Source organism: Terriglobia bacterium (genome assembly GCA_020073495.1).
Taxonomy (GTDB): domain Bacteria; phylum Acidobacteriota; class Terriglobia; order Terriglobales; family Acidobacteriaceae; genus JAIQFD01.
On sequence record JAIQFD010000001.1, the window covers coordinates 532,478 to 545,446 of the forward strand.

13 protein-coding genes are annotated in these 12,969 nt (G+C 63.5%); 11 read left to right on the forward strand and 2 right to left on the reverse strand.

The features are described 5' to 3' along the window. Window positions 1–19: 19 nt before the first annotated feature. A complete protein-coding gene (gene hisS / locus LAN37_02450) occupies window positions 20–1,312 on the reverse strand; it encodes a histidine--tRNA ligase (protein MBZ5646066.1) in 1,293 nt (430 codons plus the stop codon). Next, the gene (locus LAN37_02455) at window positions 1,312–1,839 is read right to left on the reverse strand and encodes a gamma carbonic anhydrase family protein (GenBank protein ID MBZ5646067.1); all 528 of its coding nucleotides are present in this window, start codon (window positions 1,837–1,839) and stop codon (window positions 1,312–1,314) included. The genes hisS and LAN37_02455 overlap by 1 nt, the downstream gene beginning before the upstream one ends. A gap of 254 nt (window positions 1,840–2,093) precedes the next feature. Between LAN37_02455 and LAN37_02460 the strand changes: the two genes are divergently transcribed. The 11 genes from LAN37_02460 to pheS all read left to right on the forward strand — a co-directional run bounded on the left by LAN37_02460 (window position 2,094) and on the right by pheS (window position 12,904). Further along, window positions 2,094–2,909, forward strand: coding sequence for a hypothetical protein (locus LAN37_02460; GenBank protein ID MBZ5646068.1), 816 nt, complete (start codon window positions 2,094–2,096; stop codon window positions 2,907–2,909). Further along, entirely contained in the window at window positions 2,906–3,190 is a 285-nt protein-coding gene (locus tag LAN37_02465; GenBank protein MBZ5646069.1) for a PqqD family protein, read from the forward strand. The genes LAN37_02460 and LAN37_02465 overlap by 4 nt, the downstream gene beginning before the upstream one ends. A gap of 90 nt (window positions 3,191–3,280) precedes the next feature. Continuing rightward, the gene (locus LAN37_02470; protein ID MBZ5646070.1) at window positions 3,281–4,345 is read left to right on the forward strand and encodes a radical SAM protein; all 1,065 of its coding nucleotides are present in this window, start codon (window positions 3,281–3,283) and stop codon (window positions 4,343–4,345) included. Window positions 4,346–4,530: 185 nt separating this feature from the next. Next, window positions 4,531–7,701, forward strand: a complete 3,171-nt coding sequence (locus LAN37_02475; protein ID MBZ5646071.1) for a TonB-dependent receptor — start codon at window positions 4,531–4,533, stop codon at window positions 7,699–7,701. A gap of 133 nt (window positions 7,702–7,834) precedes the next feature. Further along, window positions 7,835–8,032 (forward strand): 30S ribosomal protein S21, encoded by a 198-nt coding sequence (gene rpsU / locus LAN37_02480; protein MBZ5646072.1) that lies wholly within the window; start codon window positions 7,835–7,837, stop codon window positions 8,030–8,032. A 249-nt stretch (window positions 8,033–8,281) separates the two neighbouring features. After that, window positions 8,282–8,602, forward strand: coding sequence for a zinc-ribbon domain containing protein (locus LAN37_02485; protein MBZ5646073.1), 321 nt, complete (start codon window positions 8,282–8,284; stop codon window positions 8,600–8,602). Window positions 8,603–8,698: 96 nt separating this feature from the next. Next, window positions 8,699–10,129, forward strand: a complete 1,431-nt coding sequence (gene mtaB, locus LAN37_02490) for a tRNA (N(6)-L-threonylcarbamoyladenosine(37)-C(2))-methylthiotransferase MtaB (protein ID MBZ5646074.1) — start codon at window positions 8,699–8,701, stop codon at window positions 10,127–10,129. Window positions 10,130–10,272: 143 nt separating this feature from the next. Continuing rightward, the gene (gene infC, locus LAN37_02495; GenBank protein MBZ5646075.1) at window positions 10,273–10,773 is read left to right on the forward strand and encodes a translation initiation factor IF-3; all 501 of its coding nucleotides are present in this window, start codon (window positions 10,273–10,275) and stop codon (window positions 10,771–10,773) included. 136 nt (window positions 10,774–10,909) lie between these two features. After that, on the forward strand, window positions 10,910–11,104 hold the full coding sequence (gene rpmI, locus LAN37_02500; GenBank protein MBZ5646076.1) for a 50S ribosomal protein L35: 195 nt from the start codon (window positions 10,910–10,912) through the stop codon (window positions 11,102–11,104). 122 nt (window positions 11,105–11,226) lie between these two features. Further along, on the forward strand, window positions 11,227–11,586 hold the full coding sequence (gene rplT / locus LAN37_02505) for a 50S ribosomal protein L20 (protein MBZ5646077.1): 360 nt from the start codon (window positions 11,227–11,229) through the stop codon (window positions 11,584–11,586). A gap of 202 nt (window positions 11,587–11,788) precedes the next feature. After that, window positions 11,789–12,904, forward strand: a complete 1,116-nt coding sequence (gene pheS / locus LAN37_02510) for a phenylalanine--tRNA ligase subunit alpha (GenBank protein ID MBZ5646078.1) — start codon at window positions 11,789–11,791, stop codon at window positions 12,902–12,904. Window positions 12,905–12,969 lie beyond the last annotated feature (65 nt).

Below are 12,969 nucleotides of genomic sequence, written 5' to 3' on the forward strand. Positions count from 1 at the left end.
GAGAAACTGGAAACTCAGATCAGCTCCCGGCGATGGTTTTGGCCAGCTCCGCGCGCGGCACCGAGACCTGTTCGCCGCTGGCCAGGTTCTTCAGCGCGAACGCGCCCGCTTTCACCTCGTTCTCGCCCACGATGACCGCGAAGCGCGCGCCCGTCTTGCTGGCCAGCTCCAGCGAGCGCTTGAGCCGGAAACTCTCGTCGCCCAGGTCCACGATCAGCCCCGCGCGACGCAGTTCGCGTCCCAGCTTCGCCGCCTCTTTGTTCATCCCTGCGCCCAGCGGCGCGATGTACGCATCCGCCGGCCTCAGCGAAGGCTTGTGGTGCTCGCTGAGCGTGAGCACGAGCCGGTCTTCTCCGATGGCGAAGCCGATCCCCGGCGCCTTCGGCCCACCCAGCGCTTCCGACAATCCGTCGTATCTTCCTCCGCCCAGGATCGCGTTCTGCGCCCCCAGCGCCCCATGCGTGAACTCAAACGCCGTCCTGGTGTAGTAATCGAGGCCGCGGACGAGGCGGTGGTTGAGGTGGAAGGGGACGCCGACAGAAGAAAGAATCACCTGCACGTCAGAAAAATGGGCGCGGCAGGGATCGTCGAGGAAATCGAACATGCGGGGGAGCTTTTCGATGATGGGCTGGTCGGCGGGGACCTTGCAGTCAAGGACGCGGAGAGGATTGGTCTCGGTGCGGCGCTGGCAGTCGGCGCACATCGTGTGCACCACGTCTTTGAGCGCGGCGCGCAGCGCCTCGTTGTAGCGCCGGCGGTCGTCGGCGCAGCCGACAGAATTCAGTTCCAGCGTCCAGCCGGCGATGCCGAGGCGGTCGAGGAGGGTGGCCATCATCTCCAGGACTTCGGCATCCACGATGGGCGATTCGCTGCCCGCGGTGGGCGGGCCGAGTATCTCGACGCCGATCTGGTAGAACTGGCGGTAGCGGCCCTTCTGCGGGCGTTCGCGGCGGAACTGCGGTCCGATATAGAAGAGCTTCTGCAGACCGGGGCGCTCCCACAGGCGGTTCTCAATGTAGGCGCGGACGACACCGGCGGTGTTCTCCGGGCGCAGAGCGAGCCATTGGCCTTTTTCCGACTGGGCGCGGGCGCGGTCCTCCCAGGCGAACATCTCCTTCGACACGATGTCGGTCTCTTCACCGACGGAACGCTGGAAAAGCGCCAGGTCCTCGAGAACCGGAGTGCGGATCTCGTGGAAGTGATAAGAGCGGAAGACGTCGCGCGCCGCCGACTCGGTGAAATTCCACAGCTCGGTTTCGGGCGGGAGAAGGTCGCGGGTTCCTCGAATAGCCTTGATGACTCGATCCGGCATTACCGCTGCTGTCCCTTCATCTCTTTCAGGTACTGCTCCTTATACCCGAGATAGTTCTGGGCGTAGCGCATGATCATTTTCTGCGCCTCGTCATCCAGTTTCTTGCGGAACTTGCCGGGGACGCCCATCCACAGCGAGTGTGGCTCCACATGGGTGCCCTCGGGGATGACGGTGCCGGCGGCGATGATGCTGCCGTGGCCGATGCGGGCGCCGTTCAGGATCACGCAGCCCATGCCGATCAGGCAGTGGTCCTCGACCTTGCATCCGTGCAGCGTGGCCGAGTGGCCGACGGTGACCCAGTCGCCGACCTCGACCGTGTACTCGCCCAGCATGCCGTGCAGCACGGAGCAATCCTGGATGTTGGAATTCTTGCCGACGCGGATGGAATTCACGTCGCCACGGAGCACGGCGTTCATCCACACGCTGGCGTGGTCGCCCAGGACCACGTCGCCGATGATCTGGGCGGATTCGTCCACGTAGCAGGTCGCGGGAATCTGCGGAGAGATGCCTTTGTAAGAGCGGATCATTGCGTCACAAGGAAAACGTAGAAGTTAGCACGCGAGCGGAAGGAGGGGCAATGCGATCGCCGGGATTGCCAACATCGCCGGGATCGCCGGGAATGGTTACTTTGGTCCATAAGATGGGGCGGGGCCGGTCGAGAGATGCTAATATCCGGGAAATCGGGGAGAGATTGGCGACCGCCTCGCAAACGCACGACTTAATGATCGAGATCGGCGGGATGAGTGTGTGCCTGCGGACGGACAGCGACGAATTCCGGAGGATGTTGGAGGAAAGGTACGTGGGATTCGTTCCGTCGCCCGCTGCGCCGGCTGTCCGGCCGGCGGCGGCCGGGCAGCAAGAGCCCTTCGTACTCGAGATCGAGTTGTTGGCCGAGGGAGCGACGGGGCCGGATGAAGATGTGCGTGTCCGGCGTGCGGGCGGGAGGTGGGTGTTGACGCGAGGGGATTTTCGCGCCGAGTGGGAGCCGGAGCGTCGGCGCGGGTGGGTGCGGCAGACGGCCAATCCGTATGCCATCGATTCGGTGCTGCGCATCCTGCACACTCTGCTGCTGGCGGAAGAAGGCGGGTTCCTGCTGCATGCGGCATCGGCGATCCGGAAGGGCAAGGCGTTTCTTTTTTCCGGTAAGTCCGAGGCGGGCAAGACGACCATCTCGCGCCTGGCGCCGGGGGATGTGGTCCTCCTGACGGACGAAATCTCCTATATCCGCAAGGATCGTGCCGAAGGTAGGGCTCCTTCGACTCGCGCGCCCAAAGACGGCGCGCTCGCTCAGGATGACACCCGGAATACTTATGTCGCCTTCGGGACGCCGTTTGCCGGGGAGCTGGCGAAGGTGGGCGAGAACGTGTGCGCGCCCATCACGGGGCTGTATTTCCTGGAGAAGGCTGCGCAGAACCGGATCGAACCGTTGGCAACGGCGGAGGCGCTGTTCCGCCTGATGCAGAACATCCTCTTCTTCGCCGAGGATGAGAGACTGGTTTCGCAGGTGTTCGAGGCGGCGGGAGAGTTTGTGTTGAACGTGCCCTCGTACCGGCTGGAGTTCGTGCCGGACGCGCGGGTCTGGGAGCTGATGGCATGAAGTACTTGGCGCGGAGCACCATGGTGGCGGCCCGCATGCTGGGCGACGAGATGGTGATCATGTCGGGCAAGGACTCGACCCTGTTCACGCTCAATCCGGTGGCGACAGCGATCTGGAATGCGGCCGACGGACGGACGACGCTGGAGAGCATCGTGGAGCAGGCGGTTTGCGAAGAATTCGACGTGGACCGCTATACCGCGATGCAGGATGCGGAGGCCTTTGTGAGCGAGCTTTCGCAACACGGCATTCTGCTGGTCTCGGACCAGCCGATCGCGGGTTGATCCTTGATGGTAGGGGTCCTTCGACTCGCGCGCCGAAGGCGGCGCACTCGCTCAGGATGACACAGTAATAGTTTGTCCCAAGGAGAAAGCGTGAACGGGCAGTTGATGGTGGAAGTCGGGATGCGGGCGCTGGAGCTGGGGGTACCGCTGAGCGCGCACTTCGACCTGACGTGGCGCTGCAACGAACGCTGCGTCCACTGCTATCTCGACCATGACGACCACGGCGAAGTGACTACCGCCGAGGTCAAAGACATCCTCGACCAACTGGCCGCCGCGGGCACCTTCTTCCTCATCCTGAGCGGCGGCGAGCCGGTGATGCGCAAGGACTTTTTCGAGATCGTGGAATACGCGCGCCAGCTGATGTTCTCGGTGAAGGTCAAGACCAACGGCATCCTGATCGGGGAGCGCGAGGCGGCGCGGCTTCGCGAACTGGCGGTGGAAGTGGTACAGATCAGCGTCTACTCCCACCGCAGCGAGGTGCACGACGCCATCACCAAGGCGCCGGGATCGCTGCAGCGCACCCTCCGCGCCATCCGCTTCCTGCGCGACCAGGGGCTGAAGGTGATCATCGCCGGGGTGATGATGCGGCAGAACATGAGCGACTACAAGGAAGTGCAGCGCATGGCCGAGGAGCTGGGCGTCACCTTCCAGCTCGACCCCACCATCACGCCGAAGCTGGACGGAGATACCTCCATCCTCGATCTTCGCATCCCCAACACCATGTTGCCCGAGCTGTTCCGCGACGCGACCCTGGTGGACGACGTGGACGAGTTCTGCGCCACGGCAGAGGTGGATACCAGCGCGCTGGAGGCGCTGCCGTGCAGCGCCGGACACACCGCCTGCTACATCTCGCCCTATGCCGATGTCTTCCCCTGCGTGCAGTTCCCCCTGCCCACGGGGAACCTTCGCCGGCAGAAGTTTCTCGACATCTGGCGCGGGTCGCCGCAAATGCAGGAGGTGCGCGGCATCCGAGTCAGCGACCTGCACACCTGCACTTCGTGCGGCAACGTGGCTTCGTGCAGCCGGTGCCCCGGACTGGCGTACATGGAGGGCGACATGCGGGGGCCGTCGGCAGCCGATTGCGACAAGTCGTTTGCGCGGACTGGGATCCTGTCGCCGCGCAAGCAACAGCAGTTGGTGCAGATCGCGGACTGATTTGTAATTTGAAATTGGAAATTTGTAATTTTTGGCGCGGACAATCCGCGCCTTTCCCGTTTTGGGAAAGCCCAGTGCGCAATCTGGAGTTCTGATTTCAGAACAGCGGTGCGCAAGTCACAGACGCAAGGCTTGGGGCAGGGATATATGAGCGGGTTCGCAGATTCATTCCGCGGAGGCATCGTATGTCCCACGGGCCGCGGCCATGCTGTCTTCATATCCTTCTTCTCTTTCTCCTGACCTTCTTCTCCGAATCCACCTACAGCCAGGACGCGGCACTGGGAACGTTGCGCGGGACGGTCTCGGATGCGAGCGGCGCTCGCGTCCCGCAGGCGACGGTGACCGCAGTGAACAGCGGCACCGCGGTGCAGCGCGCGGTGACCACGGGCGACGACGGCGGATTTGCCATCCAGTTCCTGCCCCCGGGCCAGTACGAAGTGCGGATCGAGGCCGCGGGAATGGCTCCCGAGGTGCGCAAGGGCGTGCGCGTCGAAGTCGGCGCAGTAGTGGAGCTGCACGCGCGGCTGCACGTGGCCGGGCCGCGCGAGGCGGTCACCATCTCGGGCGAGCCCGGGGCGGTGGAAACGCAGGCCAGCGCGGTGTCCTCGGTGATCGATTCGCGCGCCATTTCCGAGCTGCCGCTCAACGGCCGCCGGTTCACCGACCTGGTGCTGCTGACGCCGGGCGTGACCCAGGACCCTCGCGGGCTGACCTCGACCTCGGTAGGAGACCTGTCGTTCGGCGGAGTGCGCGGCTACAACTCCAGCTTCCTGGTGGACGGGCTGGACAACAACAACGCCTTCTTCACACAGGCGCGCGGGCGTTACCGCGCGCCCTACCAGTTCAGCAACGAGGTGGTGCAGGAGTTCCGCGTCTCGTCGAACACCTACGGGGCGGAGCTGGGACGCTCGGGCGGCGCCGTGGTGAACGTGGTCACCAAATCGGGGACCAACAACTATCACGGAACCGCATTCTGGTACCTGCGCGACGGGAGTTTGAGCGCGCAGCATCCGTTCAGCGACATCAAGCCGCCCAGCCGGCAAAATCAGTTCGGAGTCACGGTGGGCGGCCCCATCCGCAAGAACGGCGTGTTCTTCTACGCCGGCTTCGACCAGCACATCTATCACGTGCCCACGGTGGTGTACTTCTGGAACGGGAAGGCGACGGTGACGCCAACGCCCGACGATTACGAGGCCAGCGACCGGGACCTGGTATTCGCCACCGCCGGCCAACTCTCGCAGATGGGCGGCCCGTGGGCGGCGGCCATGGTGGGGAACACGGGGTTCATGAAGGTGGACTGGGCGCTGTCGCCGCGGAATTACCTGGTAGCGCGGCTGAGCACCTCACGCTACTGGGGCCAGAACAACGTGTTCCTGGATGGGAGCAGCCCCATCACGCACTACGCGACCAGCGAGAACGGTGAGGAGCGGGTGAGCACGGAGAGCGCGTCGTTGAGCCTGACCAGCGCGCTTTCGTTCCACCTCACCAGCAACCTGAAGGCGCAGTTCTCGCGCGACCTGCAGACGAGCGACCCCAACTCCAGCGATGTGCGCACCAGCATCTACGACGTGATCGAGGCCTTCGGGCGATCGTCCATCCTGCCGCGCAATACGCGCGAGCACCGGATCCACCTGGTGGAGACCCTGACGCTGGACGGGCGGCGGCACGCGTGGAAATTCGGCGCCGATTTCAGCCAGGCCTGGGTGGAGAATTTCTTTCCCCTGATGTCGGGCGGGGAGTACCTGTTCGACAACACCCGGGTGAACCCGTTCACCTTCAAGCCCATGACGCTGGGGATGGAGATCACGCCGCTGCGGGCCTACGCGCACGGCGTGCCGCGCTACTACATCCAGGATTTTGGGGACGCGGTGACGCACCCGGACACGCGCGAGTATGCCCTCTTCGCGCAGGACACGATCCGGGTCACCGACCACCTGGCGCTGACCCTGGGCGTGCGCTACGACCTGCAGACGTTCCGCAGCAGCGGCCTGGTGGCGAACCCGCTGTGGCCGGGCTCGGGCCAGGTGCCCACCGACAGCAACAACGTGGCGCCGAGGGTGGGCTTTGCGTATTCCATCGGAGACCAGAAGCCAGTGGTAATCCGTGGGGGATTCGGGTTGTTCTACACGCGCATCCCACAGATCTACAACTCAGCGGTCGAACTCTACAACGGGCTGGAGAGACAGCACCTGTTCCTGCGGAACACGCCCAACGGCGAGGCTGCGGTGTTCCCCAGCTATCCGACCCCGGTGAGCGTGTGTGCGGCGGCGGCGACATCGTGCCCGGCGCCGGACAACATGGCCGCCTATCTGACGTCGGAGATCTCGGCCTTCGCGCAGGATTTCCGGACTCCCGTGGTCCAGCAGGGCAGCCTGACGGTGGAGAAGGAGATCTGGCGGCGTTTCGCGATCGGCGCAGCCTACCTCTACGTCAGCGGAAGGAACCTGATCCGGGCGCGGGACATGAACCTACCCGAGCCGATGGTCGTCCAGTATCCGGTGTTCGACGAGAGCACCGCTTTCACCGGCGACTACTATCCGGTGGCTTCCTTCGCGACCTGGCAGATGACGCCCAGCTTCGACTGCAAGTGGCCACCGTGCCTGAACGACGTGGTGCGGCCGGTCCCCAGCCTGGCGGCAATCAACGTCTTCGAGAGCGCGGCCACCAGCATCTACCACGGGCTGACCATCTCGGCCAGGCGGCGCATGACCAGCGGCTTCTACTTTCGCCTGGCGTACACTTGGGCGCGGGCCAGCGACAACGGCCAGGACGCGCTGCTGGTGGGACGGCCACCCGCAGTCCAGAATACCTACCAGCCCCAGGCGGAGTGGGGACCGAGCGTCACCGACCAGCGGAACCGCCTGGCGGTGTCGTGGGTGTGGGAGCCGAAGCCCTTCCACCGGGACCAGCCCTTCTTGAAGTCGCTGTTCAACGACTGGAGGGTCTCGGGGGTGCTGAGCCTTGGCAGCGGGCGGCCAGTGAATGCACAGGTGGTGGGGGACGCCAACGGGGACCAGAACACCGCCAATGACCGCCTGCCGGGATACGGGCGGAACGCCTTTACCGGCCCCGATTACGCCACCACCGACTTGCGGCTGGCGCGCCGCTTCTTTCTGGGGAGCCGGTTGAAGCTGGAGGCGCTGGCAGAAGCTTTCAACGTCTTCAACCGTACGAATAACCGGGTAACGGTGACGGATGATGGATTTCTCAACTCAGCCGCCGAATTTGTCCCCTTCGACACAGCGGCTGGGGGCAGCCACTACCCCGGTTACTACGTGAAATCGTCGACCTTCCTTCAGCCGACGGATGCGTACGCACCCAGGCAGGTGCAGTTTGCCGTGAAGCTGATCTTTTGAGAGGTTAATCAGATAACCAATATAGCTGAGGAAATGCGCAAGAAATGTAGCCTATCGAACATATCTCTTGACTTGGGTGATAGATATTGCAATAACTTAGCTGACCAAACGGGTATGTGAGGGGGTGTTTTTTTTGGCCGAAGTCAGGCTCCAAGAGGGCGAATCGCTAGAGAACGCCCTCCGTCGCTTCAAGCGCAAAGTCCAGCAAGAGGACATTATCAAGGAGGTCAAGCGGCACTCCTTTTATCTGAAGCCGGGCGAGAAGCGTCGAGTGAAGGAAGCCCTGGCGCGCAAACGGAATCGGAAGAAGGCGCGCAAGGAGCAAGAGTAGATCTTCCTAAAGGGGCCGCTCCACAAGGAGGCGGCCCTTTGTATTGGCGGTCGCGCAGTCATAGTCCGCAGTCCTACCGTGGTAGGTGGGCGAGAGTTTTGAGGTGGCAGGACCCGCGTGGGAGCGCGGGCGGGTTGAACCAGGGGGAGTAGGCATCCTGCGCCGTGCCGGAGCTGGGGCATATCTGGCCTGAGGTGCGGCTCCAGCAGCGTGGACGGCGGGGGAACACGGGCACAAGGAAGGTTTCCCATGGAATTCCAGGACAAGATTCTGAAATGCGTGGACTGCGGCGCCGAATTCGTCTTTACAGCCGGGGAACAACTCTTCTTCCACGACAAACAATTCAAAAACGAACCTAAGCGGTGCAAACCGTGTAAGGCGAAACGGGCCTCGACGCTGGGCAGTCAGGTCAGCGCCGGCGGCGGCAATTCGTTCAACAAGGTGGAGACCCGCACAACCTGTTCACAGTGCGGGAAAGACACGACCGTCCCGTTCAAGCCCACCCAGGGACGGCCGGTGTTCTGCCGCGAGTGCTTCCAGTCGCGGCGTGCGTCGCCGGCCAGCGCGTAAGCGCCTCGCCCGGATCACAGACCCCCGAAACAAAGTGGATGTGTGTCCCCTCGCACGCGGAGGTGCGGGAGCGGTTTCCGTCAGGACAGGAACGGCATGGGCGACCCCGCCGCGGGACGAAAATCGTGCGCCGACGCAGCCGGTGGCGCGTCTGTCGTCCCGAATGAACCCCGATCCCGCGGTTGTTATAATGCGGTGGTGGCGACGTTCTATGTGGAGAATTTCGGCTGCCGGGCGACCCAGGCCGATGGCGCGGCCATCGCGCAGCAATTGGTCCAGCGCGGGCTGAGACGGGCGGAAAATCCCCAGGACGCCCAAGTGGTCGTGCTGAACACCTGCACCGTGACGTCGGCGGCCGATCACGACGCGCGGGCGGCCATCCGGCGGATCCACCGGCAGAACCCGGAGTGCAAGATCCTGGTCACAGGTTGCTACGCGCAGCGCGCGCCCGAGGAGATCGTTTCCCTGCCCGGAGTGGCCTGGGTGGTGGGAAACTCGCACAAACATCAGGTAGCGGAGATTGCGGCGCAGCAGCCGGCGGAGTTTGTCCCCGTGGAGACGCTGGCCGCACCAGAGGCGGTGCAGGTCGTGGGCGACATCTTCGCCCACACCGAGCTGATGGCGGCGCCGGTGTTCGAGGTGAACAGCGCCTCGGAAAAAACCCGGCCCAACCTCAAGGTCCAGGACGGCTGCGACAACCGGTGCTCGTTCTGCATCATCCCTTTCGTGCGCGGGCAGAGCCGCTCGCTCCAGCTGGACGAAGTGCTGCGCGAGATGAATGGGCTGGTGGCGGCGGGATTCCGCGAGGTGGTGATCTCGGGCATCAATCTGGGACGATGGGGGCGGGACCTCGACCGGCCACAGCGTTTCGAGCAACTGGTGCGGGCGCTCGTGGAGAAGACCGGCATCGAGCGTCTGCGGATCAGCTCGGTGGAGCCCATGGATTGGAGCGACGAGCTGATCGAGCTGGTGGCCGGCTCGCCGCGCATCGCCAAGCACGCGCACGTGCCCCTGCAATCGGGATCGGACCGGATCCTGCGGCTGATGCACCGCAAGTACCGGCCGTGGCATTACGCGGCGAAGATCCGAAAGATCCGGCGGGCCATGCCGACGGCGGCGATCGGGGCCGACGTGATGGTCGGATTCCCGGGCGAGACGGACGCGGACTTCGAAGAGAACCGCCGCTTTATCGCTTCCCTGCCCTTCACCTACCTGCACGTCTTCACTTACTCGGCGCGGCCGGGGACGCCGTCGGCGAAGATGCCGGAGCGGGTGCTGAACACGGTCAAGCGGGAGCGCAACCGCATACTGCGCGAGCTGGCAGCGGAGAAGAAGAGAGTCTTCATGGAGGGGTTCGTCGGTAAGACGCTGTCCACTATCACGCTGAACCTGTACGACGGCGATTATACGGAGACGCTGAGCGACAACTACCTGAAGCTGATGCTGCGCGGACGGCACGGGGCCAACCAGATGGTGGAAGCAAGGGTCGAAAGTTTGCGCAACGACCACCTGATCGGCGCGGTGTAGGCTTTTGCCAGGTGCTGTCGCACCCTGGATCACGGACCTGCGCTCGCGCCGCGGCTGTGTCGCGCCCGCTTCCTAGGTTATAATCTCTGGGCCGCTGGGCACTTTTCTGAATTCCCGGGGAGGATCGTATCGACAAACGTTTTATCCGCACCAACGAGCGCATCCGCGCGAAAGAGATCCGCGTGATCGACGCAGAAGGCCAACAACTCGGCATCATGCCGCCTTTCGAAGCGCTCAAGAAAGCCCGGGAACAAAACCTAGACCTGGTAGAGATCTCGCCGACGGCGCAGCCGCCGGTGTGCCGCATCATGGACTACGGCAAGTTTCTCTACGAGCAGGAGAAGAAAGAGCGCGCGGCCAAGAAGCACCAGAAGGTGATCACGGTCAAGGAAGTGAAGTTCCGCATCAACGTGGATGAGCACGACTACGAGTTCAAGAAAAACCACGTGCTGCGATTCCTGGACGACGGCGACAAGGTGAAGGCCACCATCTTCTTCCGCGGGCGGGAGATGACGCACACCAACCTGGGCCGCCAAATCCTGGACCGGCTGATCAAGGACATCGGCGACAAGGGGATCGTGGAGTTCCGGCCGCGCATGGAAGGCAACACGCTGCACGCCATCCTGGCGCCGAAGAAGACTTAGTCCCTCGCCGAAAACCCGAGTGACAAGGTAAAATAAGAGATTCGTCCCGAGCTGCGGAAGTGTGCCGGGGTGAAGGTCTGCGGAAAAGCAGGTCCCTCACGGTTGAAACCGTTCGGGATGACACTGGAATAGAAAAATGCCGAAACTGAAGACACACAGCGGAGCCGCCAAGCGGTTCAAGAAGACGGGGACGGGGAAGATCAAGCGCGGACACGCTTTCAAGCGCCACATCCTGACCTCGAAAGGCACCAAGCGCAAGCGCCAGCTCGACACCGACACCCTGGTCGATCCGGCCGATGCGCGCAAGATCAAGCGGATGATCCCGTACTAGTAGCTGGTAGCTGGTAGCTGGGAAGAACGCGTGTGAAGAGGCTGCAACTCCTGCCTCCAGCCGCGAGAACGAAGAGGACAGCCGAGGGCAGCTGTCCCACACAGACAAAAAAGGAGAAGCAGATGCCTCGCGTCAAACGTGGGACCAAGCGGCGCGCCAAGCGGAAAAAGATATTGGAGCGCGCGTCCGGATATTTCCTGACAAAATCGAAACTCTACCGCTCCGCCAAAGAGAGCGTGGAGCGGGCGCTGAAGTTCGCCTATTCAGGGCGGAAGCAGAAGAAGCGCCAGTACCGGTCCATCTGGATCGTGCGCATCGGCGCCGCCGCCAAGCAGAACGGGATGAGCTATTCGCAGTTCATCAACGGGCTGAAGAAGAGCGGCGTGGAGCTGGACCGCAAGATCCTGGCCGACATCGCGACCAGGGACGCCGCGGCGTTCAAGAGCCTGACCGAGCAGGCGAAGGCAGCGTTGGCGTCGTAGCCGCCAGCTTCTAGCTGCTAGCCTCTAGCTTCTAGCTTTCACAATCAGCACTTGGCAGTTAGCATTTGGCCGGGGGATGGCGTGGCCTAAAGCCCGCGCTTCCCTCAGCGGCTAAAGCCGGTTTCGTTCTTGGCTTGTACGGCACGGCTGAAGCCGTGCCCCTTCCCGATAAGTTTCTGACGTAAGCCGCCGGAAAGGCGCAGTGGACAGGGACTTGTACACTGTTCAAAAACTCGCGGATTTCTCGCCCACCGCGCTGGAGAAGGCGGTGCGGGAGCTGCTCGCGGCGCTGGAGAGCGAGGCGGCGCAGGTTACGTCCGAGGCGGCCTGGAAAGAATTCCGTGACCGCTGGATGGCGCGCAAGAACGGCATCCTCACCCAGGTCAACGACCTGTGGCTGAAGGCCGCGCCGGGGCCGCAGAAGCGCGATGTCGGGCAGAGAGTCAACGAACTGAAGACGAAGGTCGAGGCCTCGGTCGAGGCGGCGCAGGCGCGTGCCTCGGGCGCGGGCAGCGCGTCACGGCTGCAGCAGGAGCGTGTGGACGTCACGCTGCCCGGCATCCGACGGCCGCTGGGGGCCGAGCACCCGGTCATCAAGACCATGCACGAGATCGTGCAAGTCTTCAAGAACCTGGGCTACTCCATCGGCGAAGGCCCAGAGATCGAGACCGATTACTACAACTTCGAGTCGCTGAACTTTCCGCCCAACCATCCGGCGCGCGACACGCAGGACACGGTGTTCATCGCCGGGCAGGAGCAGAAGCCGCAGCGCGACCGCCTGCTGCTGCGCACCCACACCTCGCCGGTGCAGGTGCGGTACATGGAGAAGAACCCGCCGCCGATCCGCGTGGTCATCCCCGGCAAGGTGCACCGCAGCGACACGCCCGACGCAACGCACTACCCGATCTTCCACCAGGTCGAGGGGCTGGCGGTGGACACCAACATCACCTTCGGCGACTTGAAGGGCACGCTTGACCACGCCATGAAGGCGCTGTTCGGCTCGGCGATGAAGACGCGCTTCTTCCCCTCGTTCTTCCCCTTCACCGAGCCCAGCGCGGACGTGGCGGTCACCTGCTTCGTCTGCGGCGGCAAGGGCTGCCGGGTGTGCAAGATGAGCGGATGGATCGAGCTGCTGGGCTGCGGCATGGTAGACCCCAACGTCTTCGAGTTCGTGAAATCGAACGGCTACCACCCGAAGAAAGTCTCCGGCTTCGCCTTCGGCATGGGTGTGGAGCGCATCGCGATGGCAAAGTACGGGATCGGGGATATCCAGTTGCTGTTCAGCGGAGACGTGCGGTTTTTGGAGCAGTTCGCGTGATTTCTTACCGCAGAGATCGCAGAGACCGCGGAGGTTTTGAATTGTTTTTCTCTGCGACCTCGGCG